Genomic DNA, 14,759 nt, shown 5'->3' with positions numbered 1-14,759 from the left:
TTTGATTTCTTGGTGACTTGATGGGGCTCCTTTACCCATCCACTTACGTGGATGGTACTGACCTCATCGCGCTGCTCACTGCTCACTGCTCACAGCTCACTGGTAGGACGCGCTACAATCATTCAAAACCAAATCATCAAGGGAGAAAACGATCATGGCGAAACGCACAGCAAGCGCAGTTTGGACAGGCACGCTCAAAGAAGGGAACGGCAAAGTAAAACTCGGTAGTGGAGCATTCGAAGGTCAGTACTCCTTCGCATCGCGGTTTGAAGAAGGCACGGGGACGAATCCCGAAGAGTTAATCGGCGCGGCGCATGCCGGATGCTTTTCGATGGCTCTGGCGGCGGGCTTGACGAAGGCCGGTCACAATCCCACCCGTATCAGCACGAACGCGAACGTCAGCCTCGAGAAGGTTGGCGAAGGATTCAAGATTACGACGATTGAAATCACAACCGAAGGCGAAGTGCCGGGAATTGACGAGCAGACCTTTCTCGCTGCCGCGGAAGCGGCGAAGACGAATTGTCCTGTGTCGCAGGCGCTCGCGGGTACGGAGATTAAATTGAATGCGACGCTGATCAAATCGGCCGCGGCGTGATTTCCGTCAGTGGACGATTGACTTACGTGCAATCCGTGGATAGATTGCGGGCGCTCTAGTTAACTCCGTGTTGGATGCCTACGGGATTTATACGAGGTACCCCTTCGCAAGGAGAACAACGATGCGTCGCTCATCCTTCGCCGCCTGCATTCTACTTGCTGCTTCAGTTGTAGTTTTAATGTCGTGTACCGGACCCGCGGGACCCCCAGGACCGGCGGGCCCTCCCGGGCCGCCGGGTTCAGGCGGTGGGCCGCCATTCGTGTGGGTCTGCACGCCCGCGCATTATCCGAACCAGGGTCCGGGTCACCCTACCAACATCTACGTTTTCAATGGGAGCGGATCGAGTGCCGCGGTGGCCTTAAACATTCTGGATAAGAATGGAAATAACCTCGCAGGCGTCCCAATCCCAGGAACAGCGCCCGGGAATAACTATCCGGGCAACGCAGGCGCAACCACTACACCATTAGCAGCAGGTGCCACTCGGGTCGAGACCTGGCTGTCGCCTAACACGGTCACTGACCCTTTAACTAACATTTCGTTCAGCGTCAGAGTTACGTCGGATCAACCAATCGGCGTGGGCGCGAATTTTAACCACTTCGAACAGAGGCCGGTGGCCTGTGTTCATGTGAAGTAGTTCGCCGGCGCGCGTTTGAAAAAGAAAAAGGCCTCGCGTGCAGCGGGGCCTTTTTCTGGTGATGGCGAGTTTGTTTTGCTATGGCCGATTTGTGTTGGACGTCGGTTTGTTCGTCTTGACATCGAGTTGTTCTCTCTCAACAACAGGGCTGCCTTGCGGAACCCAGATGCGTTTGCCGTTGCGCGTGACGTAACGACCGCGTTGCCCGTTGCGAACATACGTTCCGGCGCCTCCGGCACCAATAGCTCGCTTGGGTGACTGAGGATTGCGCGCGCGTGCGCCTGTGCCCGTGGCACCGCGGGTAACAGGCCTGCGCTTCTTGGGTTGAGCGGATGCAACCACCAAACATGAAGCGAAGACAACGAGCATTGATAACAGCGACAGAATTCTTTTCATTGAAGCTCCTTTAAGAGTGGCCTCCGTGATCTTAGTCAATAGCTTCTGACGGTCAAGTCTCTAGATTTTTGCCTTCCCTTAACGAGCACGCGCGAACGAGATGGCCGAGCTCCCAGTTTGTCGGATATCGTCAATTACCTGCACGAATCTCACCCGATATCGTGCTGAACGTTATCGTGCACACCAAAAATCGCGCGAAACTCCAAGGACACTATGATCATCACTCAAAAGGCATGGCAATTGCCAAAGTCCGCAGCGGAGGTTTTTAGCAAAATGAAGGCACACTATTTCAGTCAGAAGATCGGGAGAGTCCTGGCGGCATTGTTCTTTGTAATCAGTATCGGATTCGTGTCGAGCTCAGCAGTTCAGGCACAGTGGTGGCCAAATGCTACTGGCCAGCGGGATCGCGATTATCGGCGCCAACAGGAGCGCGAAATGCAGCGCGAACGGGCGCGTATGCGTAACGAGGAATGGCGGCGTCGGGAACGCAATCGGAACGACGATAACTGGCGTTATCGAGGCAATACCGGCTACGGCAATATTAGCCAGGCCGCAGTGAATCAAGGCATTCAGGACGGACTTTACACTGGCTCGCGGGACGCCCAGCGAGGTCAGAGCTACAATCCGCAGCGCTCGCATTTCTACAAGAACGGGCACGGGGATAACGGTGGCTATGGCCGTTACGGTAACAGCTACCAGTTCCAGCAGGCTTATCGTCAGGGATTCCTGCGTGGATATGACCAGGGCTTTCGACAGTATGGCGGTTACAATCGCAGTCGAAGCAGCAACAATCGGTTTCCGTTCCCCTGGTAAGTAACTATCTCTTGCTTAACTCCGAGGCGGATCGCTGATTGTCAGCGGCCGCCTCTTTTTTTTAGCAAGCGACGAGCGCCCTAAAGTCTTTAGCCGAACTTCACGGAGAGCATAGAAACCGATCCGCCATCAAAGCCTTCGACAGGAAAACTGACTGCATCGTCCGAGTGAACAGCGCCGAGAACGTAGAGCAGAGGCAAGTAGTGATCAGGGGTCGGCACTGAAAGCAGCGCGTCGCGGCCGAGCGATTCGTAATCGACGAGCGACGCAAAGTCGCCTCCCGTCATCAAGTCACGCGCGCGATTCTCAAACCTAACCGCCCAATCGAAAGGGTCAACGTTCTGGCGCCCCCAGGCGTACGTGTGCAGGTTGTGCACCAGGTTGCCGCTCCCAACGATAAGCACTCCCTCCTCGCGCAAAGGCGCTAGTCGCTGGCCCAGTTCGTAGTGAAACGCCGGAGACTGCGCTTCATCAATACTCAGTTGCACTACCGGGATGTCTGCTTGGGGGAAGATGTGACAGAGAACTGACCACGTACCATGATCGAGTCCCCAACGCTGATCCATGCCGACGGGAATCGGAGTTAACAGCTCACGCACGCGTTGCGCAAGCGCAGGATCGCCGGGCGCTGGATACTGAACTTCGTACAGCTCGCGCGGGAACCCGCCAAAATCGTGAATTGTGCGCGGCTGCGCCATCGCGGTTACCGCAGTTTCAGGAATGTACCAGTGTGCTGAGACGCACAGGACAGCTTTCGGTTTCTCAATCGCCTGGCCGATTTCCGCCCAGGCTGCGGTATATGCGTTGTGTGTAATCGCATTCAGCGGATTGCCGTGGCCGAAGAAAATGGTGGGGAGCCGTGAACTCACGAGAGCGATTCTAGGCTTTCGGGTCGCGCGACGCACCCCGCGAGGAAGCTCAGGCGATGGCGTACGAAACGTCGAGAGCCCTTCCGGACATGGCGGGCCGGAACGGCGAAACGGAGTGAACAACTGCCCGCAGGTGGGCGTACAATCTCCCGGGAAAAAGCTATGTTCTGTCCACAATGCGGAACTGAATCACCGGCGGATCTAAAATTCTGCCGCATGTGTGGCGCCAATCTGCGTGTGATTGGTAAAGCGGTCACGCTCAGCGAAGCGATCGCGCGCAGTGACAGCGTGCCTACTAAGATCAAAGACCTGGTCACGAACCTGAAGATCGAAAAGGTCAGCGATGAAGTGGCGCGCGCCATGGAGAAGGTCAAACAGGAAATCACGCATACGGCCGAAGATCATCGTGATTGGCATCGTGAGAGAACCGATCGCAAGCGAAAGGAAAAGACCTGGGAGCAGCGTCGTGAGAAGCACTTGACTGCCGGGTTGGTGACGATGTTTTCCGGCGTGGGTCTTTCGATTTTTCTCTATTTTCTCAGCACCGCGATCGCGCTGAAACTTCCCCCCGACGTGGTTGCTGATATTCCATTCGAGCTTGAACCAGTGATTCGTGTGGCGTGGATGGTCGGTCTGATTCCAGCGTTAACAGGCTTCGGACACATAATCGCCGGGTTGACGATTCGGCGCGACCGTCCTGCTGAAGTTGCGACTACGGCCGCAACACCGTTGCGCATCGGAGAACCTGTCGAGCCGGCATTCGACCCGCCACCAGGGTTCGTGCCGCGTCACGACGATGAGGCGACGCTGTTCGCAAGACCTTCGGCGCCCGGAAGTGTCACGGATCGAACAACAAATATCCTCGAACGTCAGCCACAGGTGCAACAGAAGGACGAGATGCGTTGAGTTGAGCGCGGGGCTCCAACTTATTAGCGCGTTTTGAACGCGCAACCCGGTAAGCCCTCGCTTGCTGGCCGGCTAATGTCCCTCGCGACACGAACTTAGACTCAATTCTCAAAGAAATCCACGTTGACATTGTCGTGCGAATCCCTTATCAGTTGATGAGGTTTGCGCTGTCTGAGGCCGCGAATACAACTTCACCTCGAGCGGCGCATCAAAGAAACCTGAGGCTAGCTGCTTATAGCAGTGGTATTGGAATTAAATGGACTACACAACTCGCGAATTACTTAAGCGTTACGCAAAGCTGGCGACGGGCCAACCCTTCGCGCCGGTGCTGCTGAACATCCTGGTTACGTCGGTGTGCGACATGCGTTGTACACATTGTTTCTTCACGGATGAACTCGATGATCGTCCACGCAAGAAACTCCAGATGAAGACGCAGGAGATTGATCGGATCGCTCAGACGCTGGGCGGCAACCTCGGCGTGTTGATTCTCGCCGGCGGTGAGCCTTTCACGCGTAAAGACCTGCCCGAGATCGTCAGCTCGTTCTACCGACACAACAATCTGGAATCGGTCTACCTGATGTCGAATGGGCAGATTCAGAAGCGCATCTATCCCGACGTCACGCGCATCCTGGAAGAGTGTCCGAACCTGAATGTCACCGTGGCGATGGGCATCGACGGCCTGGAGCAGCAGCACGACAAGATTCGTCAGAAGCCCGGCTCGTGGCAGATTGCGATTGAAACCGCGCGCGAGCTGAAGGCGATGAAAAAGCAGTACCCGAAGCTCGACCTGCAAACGTGCACCTGCTTTATGCATTCAAATCAGGACACGATCTTTGATTGGTACGAATTCCTCAAGCACGATCTAAAGCCGGACAAAGTCAATTTTAATTACATTCGTCCGCCCTCAGCCGATCCGATTGAACTCGACATCGATAAGTCGCGGTATGCAAAGCTCGCGCAGATGATCGACGACGACTCGCGTCACGCCGCTATCAAGAACAATTACGGCGGCAAAGCCGGTTACTTCAAAGCGGCGATCGACATTTACATGCACGGCCTGATTACGAAGACGCAGGAGACACAGCAGGCGCAACTGACTTGCTATGCCGGAACCGCGGGCGCCGTGATTTACGATGAAGGCACGCTGTCATCGTGCGAGAACCTCGCGCCGATAGGAAACCTCCGCGATCACGACTGGAACTTTCAGGGACTGTGGCTATCCGACGCGATGAAGGCGCGCCGTAAACAGGCCGCGGATGGCTGCTTCTGCACGCACGAGTCGAACTGCTATTACCCGTCGCTGCCTTTTAACCCGAAGCACCTGATTCAGATCAAGAAGATTGAGCGCGAGATGAAAAAGGCGAGCAGGGAACTGGAGAAGCGTGGTGCTGCTGAGCAGCCTGACGGAATTACCGTGAATGTGTAGTCGAGTAAGTGGCACAGACTGCAGTCTGTGATTAGTTGAGAAAAAGGAACACAGACTGAAGTCTGTGCCACTAAGTAAGTGACCTCAAACAATCCCAAAATCCTGATCCTCTCTTCCGACACCGGAGGCGGTCATCGTTCGGCGGCGGCGGCGATCGTGGCCGGCATTCAGGGCTTCGTGAAAGGCGAGTCTTACGCGATTCGCACGATTCGCGCGGTTGAAGAATCCCATCATCTGGCGGCGAAGTTGGTAGGTGTTTACAACTGGCTGCTCCGTAACCGCCAGGGCTGGATGAAGTATTACTACTGGCTGATCAATCGGATTCGTCCGGATACTCGCGAATTTTTCTACAAACGCACCGTCGGATACGTCGCCAGCCACTTTGATAAGTGGTGTCCGCATATCGTGGTGAGCGTACATCCGCTCACCCAACATATGTTTGCGCGCGTGTTGAAGGAACTGGGATTGGCGCATCGCATTCCCCTTGTCACAGTCGTCACCGATCCTTACTACGGATTCTGGAAGGGTTGGGCGTGCGATGACGTGACGCTTTATCTCGTCGCGAGCGATGACGCGCGCCGGCAGCTGATCGATTACGGGATCTCGCCTCACCGGATCAAGATCTCCGGCATGCCCGTGCATCCGAAGTTTGATTTTCCCGGCGAGCAGGCCGCGCAAACGGCGCGCGTCGCCTTAGGTCTGGACCCTGACAAGTTTACGGTTTTTGTTAATGCCGGGTGGGAAGGCGGCGGCAACATTCCGCTCATCTTCCGCGAACTCGTGCGCGGGGAACTCGACGTGCAGGCGATCTTTCTCGCCGGCCGGAACGAAGAACTGCGCGGCGAAGCCGAGCAAATCGCTTCCGAAGCAAAGTTTCCGGTGAAAGTCATCGGCTACTCAGACGAAGTAGAAAAGCTGATGCGGGCGGCCAACGTGATGATTTCGAAGCTGGGCGGCCTTACCACATTTGAAGCTTTATCGTGTCGCGTTCCAATCATTGCCGATTCAACAACTGAACCGATGCCGCAGGAAGCGGGGACAGCTGCGATGGTCGCTAAGAGCGGCGCCGCCGTCATGCTGCAGACACCGGCGGACGTGGTGCCCGTTATTCGTCGCATGATTGATGATTCAAGGCACTACGCGTCTCTGCGTGCGGCCACGATCACGCTCGGGATTCCCAATGCAACCAAGCGGATTGTTGAAGAGATCGTTTCGTTGATTCCCGAGCAGGCGACGGCGAATGCTGAGGTGCTCGCGGAACGTGCAGCTTAGCCCCCTTCTTGACTGGCGCGCTCTGTTCGCGGTTTAATCCCGTCGTTCCACACTCCGAACAAGTTGAGCAATTAAGTGGCACAGACTTCAGTCTGTGGTTTCCTCCCGAATGATCACAGACTGAAGTCTGTGCCACAATGGTTAGCATGAGTCTTTTACTCGAAGGAAAACGAGCATTTATCACTGGCGGCACGCGCGGCATTGGCGCCGCGCTGTGTGAGGTGTTCGCGCGCGAAGGCGCGGACGTCGCATTCAGCTATAACTCGCGCGACGATCTCGCCGAAGAAATTAAACAAAAGATTGAAGCGCTCGGCCGCAAGGCGAAATCATTCAAGGTCTCCGTGACCGACCGGTTCGGCATGAAGCATTTGACGCGCGAGTTGGTGCACGAATGGGGCGGCATGGACATTCTGGTGAACAACGCAGCGATCAATCGCGGGGACAACTTCGCTACGACTACCGACCGCGCGTGGGATGAAGTCATTGGGACCAACGTGGGCAGTCTGTTCGCCGTCACCAAGCCGATGTACAAACAGATGATTCGCCAGCGGGCCGGCGCGATTCTCAACATCACTTCCATCGGTGCGATTCGCGCGCTGCCGACTGCGGTTCATTACGCAACTTCAAAGGCGGCGATGATTGGGTTCACCAAGTGTCTGTCGCGTGAGGCGGCGACGTTTGGAATTAAGGTCAATGCGATTGCGGCTGGAATTTTCGATACGGATCTGGCGAGCGCTCTGCCGGAGCGCTGGCTGCAAATGCACGAATTCTGGGTCGGGCGTCTGGGCAAGCCGATGGAGCTGGCCGAGTTCGCGGTCTTCATGTGCAGCGATCGTAATTCGTATATGAACGGCGAAGTTGTGATTGTTGATGGCGGGGCAGTGACTTAATCAGTGGGCAGTGGGCAGTGAGCAGTGAGCAGTTAAAACGAGAGCTTTGAATCTGCGTAATCTGTGGACTATTTCTTTTCTGACTTTTCGATTTCCTCAACGCGCTTTTCCAAACCCCTAAGCGTTCTGACCATCTCTCCCAGGCGCCTGAACGCAGCAATCGATCGTAACCAATCACGATTGTCGAACGCGGGAATTCCGGAAATCATTTTTCCTGCCGGCACGTCGTGACTGGTAGCGCTTTTCGCGGTGAGGATAACGTCGTCGCCAATCGTGTTGTGCCCGGCAACTCCGGCCTGGCCGGCCAGAATCACTCGGTTGCCGATGACCGAACTTCCTGCCAGCCCAACTTGCGCGCACAGCAAACTGTCTTCGCCCACCGTGCATGAATGACCAATTTGAACGACGTTGTCGATCTTGGCGCCACGTTTGATGCGCGTCTCGTCAGTCGATGATTTGTCTATCGTTGTGCCCGCCCCGATTTCCACATCATCCTCGATCATGACGCGACCGACTTGGGGAATCTTAAGCCAGTGTCGCTCTTCATCTTTGGCGAACCCGAAACCGTCACAGCCGATCACAGCGTTGTTATGAATGATGACGCGTTTGCCGATAACGGTGTTCTCGCGAATGGCAACGCCTGAATGAATCTCTGAGTCATCACCGATCATCACGTTCTCGTAGATGGTCGCGTTCGCGTGAATGCGGACCCGATCGCCGATACGCGAGTTCTTTCCCACCACTGCGTTCGGCCCGACAAAGCACTCCGCGCCAATGGTCGCGGTCTGGTCGATCACCGCTGATTCGTGAATTGCTGATTCGACTGCCGGGCGGGGATGGAAGGCTATCAGCGCTCGAGTAAAAGCCAGATACGGATCTTTCGCGCGCAGCACAGCGAGATCAGCCCGCGGTACTTCGACCTCTTCTCCCACAAAAATTGCCGTCGCACCGGTGGTAGCAATTTTTGGGGTGTAGCGCGGATTCGATAGGAAGGTCACTTGGCCAGGCTCAGCCTGTTCAAGGCCCGCGGCGCCGATGATTTCGATGTCACCGTCGCTGGGTTCGCAGCGCGCATGCGCTTTCTCAGCAAGCTCGGAAAGTTTCATTGGCGCAAGAGTTTATCGCATTCGCCGGTTGGACGGTACGGTTTAGCTGACTGGGGTCGTTCTACTTTCTTCGGCGGTCCAGGAACTTAATAATGGCGTAACAGATGCCAAACCATGTCAACAACAGCAAGACGTAGAAGACCGGGTACAGAACCACGATCCGCCAATCGCCATGAATCCAAATAAGGTTCATCTCACATCATGCTAATCGGATCAATTTCCAAACTCACGTGCCGCAGATCGTGCCCGGCGTCCTCAAGCGCTTTAAGGGCGACGTCGATCACGGCGCGCATCTGCTTACGACTACGCGATTTGACCAGCACATGGAAGCGAAACTCTGCGCGAAGTCGAGCAAGCGGCGCCGGCGCCGGACCCAGCACGCGACACGTACGATCGGGATCAGCTTCAACTAAAGCTTTTTTCGCTGCCCCGGCCAATTCGTAGGCACGATTCGCATCTTTGTGACGCGTCAGCAGCAAGGCGAGCGCGACGAACGGCGGATACTGATGGTTCTTGCGGTGCCGGATTTCTTCCGTGTAAAAGCCGAAATAATCCTGCGCGACCGCGTGCTTCAGAGCGTAATGATGCGGATGATAAGTCTGGATAAAAACTCGTCCCGGCCGATCGCCACGACCCGCGCGGCCCGCGACCTGGGTAATCAACTGAAATGCACGTTCGGCAGCGCGAAAGTCCGGCAAGGCCAGTCCGGCATCTACCGAAATTACTCCCACAAACGTGACGTTCGGAAAGTCATGTCCCTTCGCGAGCATTTGCGTGCCCACCAGCATGTCCAGCTTGCCTTTTTCAAAATCGAGCAGCGTCTGCTCAAATTCGCGGCGGCGAGATTTCGTGTCGCGATCGATGCGGCCGATGCGTAGTTGCGGAAAGCGCTTTCGCAGAAGCTCTTCGATCTGTTCCGTGCCTTCGCCGACGTAGTAGATGTATTTGCTTTCGCATTGCGGGCACTGCGCCGGGGCGCGCTCGCGGTGATTGCAGTAGTGACAGACAAGCACGCGATCGCCGCGATGAAACGTCAGCGTCACCTCACAATTGGGACACATGATCGACTCGCCACATGAGCGGCAAAGAATGAAGCTCGAGTAGCCCCGACGGTTCAGCAGAACGATCGACTGTTCGCCCTTCGCGTGTGTTTGCTCGATCGCTTCGAGCAGTTGATCGGAGAAGACAACCGGCTTTTTATGCCGCGCAAAGACGTCGCGCATGTCTACGAGTTCAGCGGTCGCCAGGCGGCGTTCGCCGATTCGATCCGGCAACTCGAGGTATTGGTATTTGCCGGTCTGCGCATTGTGAAAGGTTTCCAACGAGGGCGTGGCCGACCCCAGCACAACCGCGGCGGATTCTTTCTGGGCGCGCACAATTGCCGAGTCGCGTGCGTTGTAGAACGGAGACTCTTCCTGCCGGTACGACGAGTCCTGCTCTTCGTCCACAATAATGAGTCCAAGATTCTTGACGGGCGCGAAAACAGCCGAGCGCGTACCGAGAACGACGCGCGCTTCACCGGTGCGCAGGCGCGACCACTCGTCAAAACGTTCGCCGCGCGAAAGCGAAGAATGAAAGATGGCGATCTGATCACCGAAGTGCGCGCGCAGACGACGGGACAAAATTGGCGTTAGCGAAATCTCCGGGACCAGCATCATCGCGCCCCGACCGCCGTGCAGCGCTGCCCGCATCGCGCGAATGTAAACCTCAGTCTTACCGCTGCCGGTCACACCGTGGAGCAGGAAGGGCGAGAACGAGCGGTTGCCGATGGCGGTCTCGATCATTCGGAAGGCCGCCGCCTGATGTTCTGTCAGCTTGAACTCATCGGTCCCGGGAAGTTCCGCGAGCGCCAGCGGATCGCGACGAATGTCCTGCTCGAACTCTTCCACCACGCCTCGCTTCTTCAGCGTGGCAATGACCGAAGGGCTGATGCCGGCAGCCTCGATTAATTCGCTTGCCGGCATTTGCTGGTTGTGAGATTGAAGTTTATCGATCGCGCGTTGTTGAGCGTCGGTAATGCGTTCGGTGCGCGGGCGTCCCACCTGCTCGTTTGTTGATTGTTCCCCAGGTGTCTGATCCGAGCCGGCAGCAGGCGAGGCGCCTGCGTACCGATCTTGAACCAGCCGGATCAACTTCTGTCGTTTGGCGCGTGTAGCAGTTGTGCGCGTCCGATCCGCCCGCTCGATGTAGCCATCGGCCTCCAGTTCTCGCAGCCATTTAGGAATGCGCGCCGAACCCAGGCGCAGGCAGAACGCGTTAATCTCGGCTTCGCCTTCGTCAGCCAGAATTTGCAAAGCCTTCTGCTTGGTTGATCCATCGGTCAGTGTCGCCAATGCCTCATGACCTTCCGTCGTGATCGACACAACCTGCATGATTGAAGTGTTGATACCGGCGGGAAGCGCCGCGCGCATGACTTCGCCCAAAGGCGCGGCGTAATACTCAGCAACCCAGCGGGCAAGCTCGACCACTTCAGGTGTCAGCGACGGCTCGGCGTCGAGTAGCTCTTCAACTTCCTTAAGATCAGACTCAATCAGGCTTGTTCCTTCGCGCAGCTTAAGGAGGAGAGCGACGATGTAGCCCGTCATGGGCTTATTGCCAAGTCGCACGACGACCCGCGAACCGACACGCGCCGCTTGTCGCATGGTTACGGGCAGACGGTAAGTAAACAGCTTTCGGAGATGGACGGGGAGCGCTACCTGGGCGAACTGTGAAGCGGAGTCTTCCTGCGGAGCTTGAGCGGGCAAAGACATTTGTGCGGCAGGTTATCGCGGGAGCGAAACGATTCAAAGCGCATCTCAGCCATTCGCCGCTTTGTGCGAATTACTGTCGAGACATTCCATTACTTTCTTCAGGTCGTCCCACGTCTCGCGCTTCTTGGAAGGGTCGCGCAGGAGATAGGCAGGGTGAAAAGTTGGCATTACCTTGATGCCTTGATAGTCCCGGAACTGACCGCGCACGCTGCTGATTCCGGCCTTTACCTCAAGCAGATTTCGCAGCGCCGTATTGCCCATCACGACGATGACTTCAGGGCGAACCGCGGCGATTTCGCGGAATAAGAACGGGCGGCAAATCGCAGCTTCTTCCAACGTCGGCTGCCGGTTGCCGGGCGGCCGGCAGCGGTTGACGTTGCCGATGATCACTTCTTCGCGCTTCAGACCCATTGCTTCAATCATCTTTGTCAGCAACTGACCGGCGCGGCCGACAAACGGCTTGCCCTGGGCGTCTTCATCAGCGCCCGGAGCTTCGCCGACGAACATCAAACGGGCTTTTGGATTGCCGTGCGTGTTCACGACCTGCGTGCGCCCTGAGCACAGCGCGCATCGGGTGCAATCGTCGCCAATCTCGCGCCAGATGTCTTCGAGAGTTTCAGTTGAGGGTGGCAACGACGGTCGCGCAGGGAGTTCGCCGAATAGACTGTCTGGCGTTGGAGCACTGACACGGGCCGGAGTTGGATTTGTTCGTGTAAACAGAGTCGATTTTGCCGGCGACGGAGCGGCAGCCGGTAATTCTGTAGCGATCTCCCCCGGCTCTTCGACCCTTGCCGAAGAGATGCTCTGCGGCGCTGAATCGTTCAGCGTCGCCGGTTCCGCATCTATCGTTTCCGCGCCGAGTTCGCCGAAGTAGCGAATGTATTCTCTCGTCTGCTCCAACAGTTCGCTCAACTCTTTCGTTTGATCTGACGTCATTCTTTTTGTGCGGCAGCTGTACGTGCGTTGCTTTGGTTGTTCCTCATTTTCACGACTTCATCAAGAATGCGATGCGCTGCTTCTTCTTTCGGCATGAGCGGCAGTTCGACGGTGTCGGGTCGGTCGCGAAACAAAATCGCGATGGCGTTGTCAGCCGAGTCAAATCCACCACCGGCTTTTGAAACGTCATTGGCCACGATCGCGTCGAGGTCTTTGCTGACCAATTTTTCCCAGGCGTTCTCGAGAAGATTTTCAGTTTCCGCCGCGAAGCCAATGATCAATTGGCCGTTGCGTCGCGCCTGCGCTACTTCCCGGAGAATGTCGGGAGTGCGTTGCAGTTTTAGCTCGAGCGTGTCTGCCGATTTCTTCAACTTCTGAGTAGAGGGGTCAATGGACGCGTAGTCGGCTACTGCTGCCGCGGCAATAAAGATGGTCGCGTCGCCGGCGCGTTCCATTACGGCGCTATGCATCTCTTTTGCGGCTGTTGTCTCGATGAGTTTCACACCTCCGGGGGCCGCGACACTCGTGACGCCTGAAACGACCGTCACTTCGGCTCCCCGAGCGTGGGCGGCTTTTGCAATCGCATATCCCATTCGGCCGGACGATCGATTTGAAATAAAGCGCACCGGGTCGATTGGTTCGCGGGTGGCACCGGCCGTGATTAGGATCCGCTCCCCGGCCAAATCGGCCGCGTGCGTTGACGCCTTGAGCATGTCCAACGCCACCGACACGATCCTGTCCGGTTCGCTTAGACGTCCTGGGCCGATCGTGCCGCAGGCCATCTCGCCCTCATCCGGCTCAATAATCCGGACTCCGTCAGCACGGAGCTTTTCGAGGTTTCGCTGCGTGGCGGGATGCTCCAACATTGTGGTGTTCATCGCCGGCGCCACCAGAACCGGCGCGGTGCAAGCCAGGTATGTGGACGTCAGGAAGTCGTCGGCTACGCCGTTGGCGAACTTCGCCAGGGTGTTGGCTGTTGCCGGCGCCACGATCAGCAAATCTACGGTTTGAGAGAAAGTGATGTGCGCAATCGGATCCGGATTATCCGGCGCATAGTCGTCAACCAGGACGTAAGCACCGGAAAGCGAACGAAAGGTGAGAGGCTGAATGAACTCGCAAGCGTGCCTGGTCATGGCCACCCGTACCTCGCAACCGGCGCGTTGAAGGCCCCGGAGGACCTCAATCGCCTTGTAAGCGGCTATTCCGCCAGTTACGCCGAGCGCCACGCGGTACTTGCCGTCAATCGGATCGCTATCCATGTGAAATCGAAATGTAACACCGCCAAATTATGGGTGCAATATTGCTGGATTTTGAGCGGGCGTATAATCGCCGCACAATCGAAACTGGCTTACCAAAGTTCCCTGAGCTAAAGTAACGCATACGCGTCAGTCAGCAGGCTCGATCAGTAGAGGTGGACTTCAATGGGTAACTTAAAGCGAATCGTGTTGTTGGTTCTCGCGCTGGCAATGGCGGGTGGAGTTGTGCACGCACAACGCGCGGAGCAGTCCCAGTTCGGGCCCGTCATGCAAGCGTACCTTGGCTACCTGCGTAATGAACAGGAAGTCGTTGATGACCGGGCGAGTCGGCACGAGATTTCCGGAGACTATTACCGGCGTAATTCGAATCGGATTCGCGCGTTGCGGCAGATGGCCATCCGTTTAGTGACGAAGTCCGACAACGACTATGTGCCGGAGCTCGAAGCAGTCGCGGCGGATGAGATGCGAATTCTGTTTGAGGAGCCTCCAAGCCCCCGAACCCTCCGCGTCAGTCAAATTGTAAAGAATACGTTTCGTTACCTGGGCCCGGTGACTTCAGGAGAGGTCTTTTATGTCTTCGCGCGCCTTGACCCTTACGAGCAGGCCGCGTTAATAGAATCCGGGAACGGCGTCGACGGGCCGATGAGTTCGACAACCCCGGACTCTTCAGCCGCCAAGGGCCAACGCGTCGGCGACAGCGCGACGCGTCCCCGTCGGAGTAGTCCGCGCTGACCCGTCTGACCTCCGATTTTCTGATTTTTGGCCTCGCCGTTGACCGGAGGGACGAGGACACACAATCTTGACACCGCCAGGCCAAAAACCCCTTTACAGCACCTATAGGCCGTGATATCGTGCGCCGAACCTAGTAATTCTGGGCTAAGTTTTAGAGTTTTCAATCAATTGCCTGTTG

14 protein-coding genes are annotated in these 14,759 nt (G+C 56.6%); 8 read left to right on the top strand and 6 right to left on the bottom strand.

Features of this window, described 5'->3' with window-relative positions; translation table 11 throughout:
• Positions 1 to 154 precede the first annotated feature (154 nt).
• Positions 155 to 595 (top strand): OsmC family protein, encoded by a 441-nt coding sequence (locus tag VFX97_01495; GenBank protein HEX5701875.1) that lies wholly within the window; start codon positions 155 to 157, stop codon positions 593 to 595.
• A 121-nt stretch (positions 596 to 716) separates the two neighbouring features.
• Complete coding sequence (locus VFX97_01490; GenBank protein HEX5701874.1) at positions 717 to 1,229, top strand: hypothetical protein; 513 nt, start codon at positions 717 to 719, stop codon at positions 1,227 to 1,229.
• A 78-nt stretch (positions 1,230 to 1,307) separates the two neighbouring features.
• On the opposite strand, the gene VFX97_01485 is transcribed toward VFX97_01490, so the two are convergent.
• Positions 1,308 to 1,625 (bottom strand): hypothetical protein, encoded by a 318-nt coding sequence (locus VFX97_01485; GenBank protein ID HEX5701873.1) that lies wholly within the window; start codon positions 1,623 to 1,625, stop codon positions 1,308 to 1,310.
• A 273-nt stretch (positions 1,626 to 1,898) separates the two neighbouring features.
• Here VFX97_01485 and VFX97_01480 point away from each other — a divergent pair, with 273 nt between their 5' ends.
• The gene (locus tag VFX97_01480) at positions 1,899 to 2,438 is read left to right on the top strand and encodes a hypothetical protein (protein HEX5701872.1); all 540 of its coding nucleotides are present in this window, start codon (positions 1,899 to 1,901) and stop codon (positions 2,436 to 2,438) included.
• 89 nt (positions 2,439 to 2,527) lie between these two features.
• Here VFX97_01480 and ygiD read toward each other — a convergent pair whose 3' ends face one another.
• Complete coding sequence (gene ygiD / locus VFX97_01475) at positions 2,528 to 3,307, bottom strand: 4,5-DOPA dioxygenase extradiol (GenBank protein ID HEX5701871.1); 780 nt, start codon at positions 3,305 to 3,307, stop codon at positions 2,528 to 2,530.
• A 162-nt stretch (positions 3,308 to 3,469) separates the two neighbouring features.
• Here ygiD and VFX97_01470 point away from each other — a divergent pair, with 162 nt between their 5' ends.
• The 4 genes from VFX97_01470 (at position 3,470) to VFX97_01455 (ending at position 7,801) form a co-directional block, all read left to right on the top strand.
• On the top strand, positions 3,470 to 4,213 hold the full coding sequence (locus tag VFX97_01470) for a zinc ribbon domain-containing protein (protein HEX5701870.1): 744 nt from the start codon (positions 3,470 to 3,472) through the stop codon (positions 4,211 to 4,213).
• Positions 4,214 to 4,469: 256 nt separating this feature from the next.
• Positions 4,470 to 5,639: a radical SAM protein gene (locus VFX97_01465; GenBank protein HEX5701869.1), complete on the top strand. Its 1,170-nt coding sequence runs from the start codon at positions 4,470 to 4,472 to the stop codon at positions 5,637 to 5,639.
• 78 nt (positions 5,640 to 5,717) lie between these two features.
• Positions 5,718 to 6,911: a glycosyltransferase gene (locus tag VFX97_01460; protein ID HEX5701868.1), complete on the top strand. Its 1,194-nt coding sequence runs from the start codon at positions 5,718 to 5,720 to the stop codon at positions 6,909 to 6,911.
• Between the two features lie 146 nt (positions 6,912 to 7,057).
• The gene (locus VFX97_01455; protein HEX5701867.1) at positions 7,058 to 7,801 is read left to right on the top strand and encodes an SDR family oxidoreductase; all 744 of its coding nucleotides are present in this window, start codon (positions 7,058 to 7,060) and stop codon (positions 7,799 to 7,801) included.
• A 68-nt stretch (positions 7,802 to 7,869) separates the two neighbouring features.
• Here VFX97_01455 and lpxD read toward each other — a convergent pair whose 3' ends face one another.
• From lpxD to coaBC, 4 genes are all read right to left on the bottom strand, one after another.
• Complete coding sequence (lpxD, locus tag VFX97_01450; protein ID HEX5701866.1) at positions 7,870 to 8,907, bottom strand: UDP-3-O-(3-hydroxymyristoyl)glucosamine N-acyltransferase; 1,038 nt, start codon at positions 8,905 to 8,907, stop codon at positions 7,870 to 7,872.
• 194 nt (positions 8,908 to 9,101) lie between these two features.
• Entirely contained in the window at positions 9,102 to 11,657 is a 2,556-nt protein-coding gene (gene priA, locus VFX97_01445) for a primosomal protein N' (GenBank protein HEX5701865.1), read from the bottom strand.
• Positions 11,658 to 11,702: 45 nt separating this feature from the next.
• Positions 11,703 to 12,593, bottom strand: a complete 891-nt coding sequence (locus tag VFX97_01440) for a uracil-DNA glycosylase (GenBank protein HEX5701864.1) — start codon at positions 12,591 to 12,593, stop codon at positions 11,703 to 11,705.
• On the bottom strand, positions 12,590 to 13,852 hold the full coding sequence (coaBC, locus tag VFX97_01435; protein ID HEX5701863.1) for a bifunctional phosphopantothenoylcysteine decarboxylase/phosphopantothenate--cysteine ligase CoaBC: 1,263 nt from the start codon (positions 13,850 to 13,852) through the stop codon (positions 12,590 to 12,592). The genes VFX97_01440 and coaBC overlap by 4 nt, the downstream gene beginning before the upstream one ends.
• Before the next feature lie 162 nt (positions 13,853 to 14,014).
• Between coaBC and VFX97_01430 the strand changes: the two genes are divergently transcribed.
• Positions 14,015 to 14,581 (top strand): hypothetical protein, encoded by a 567-nt coding sequence (locus VFX97_01430; GenBank protein ID HEX5701862.1) that lies wholly within the window; start codon positions 14,015 to 14,017, stop codon positions 14,579 to 14,581.
• The last annotated feature ends 178 nt before the right edge of the window (positions 14,582 to 14,759 follow it).

It is taken from the genome of Pyrinomonadaceae bacterium (assembly GCA_036277115.1).
In the GTDB taxonomy this organism is placed as follows: Bacteria; Acidobacteriota; Blastocatellia; order Pyrinomonadales; family Pyrinomonadaceae; genus UBA11740.
Note: the sequence above shows the minus strand (reverse complement) of the source record. Positions and strands in the feature narration are given on the sequence as shown.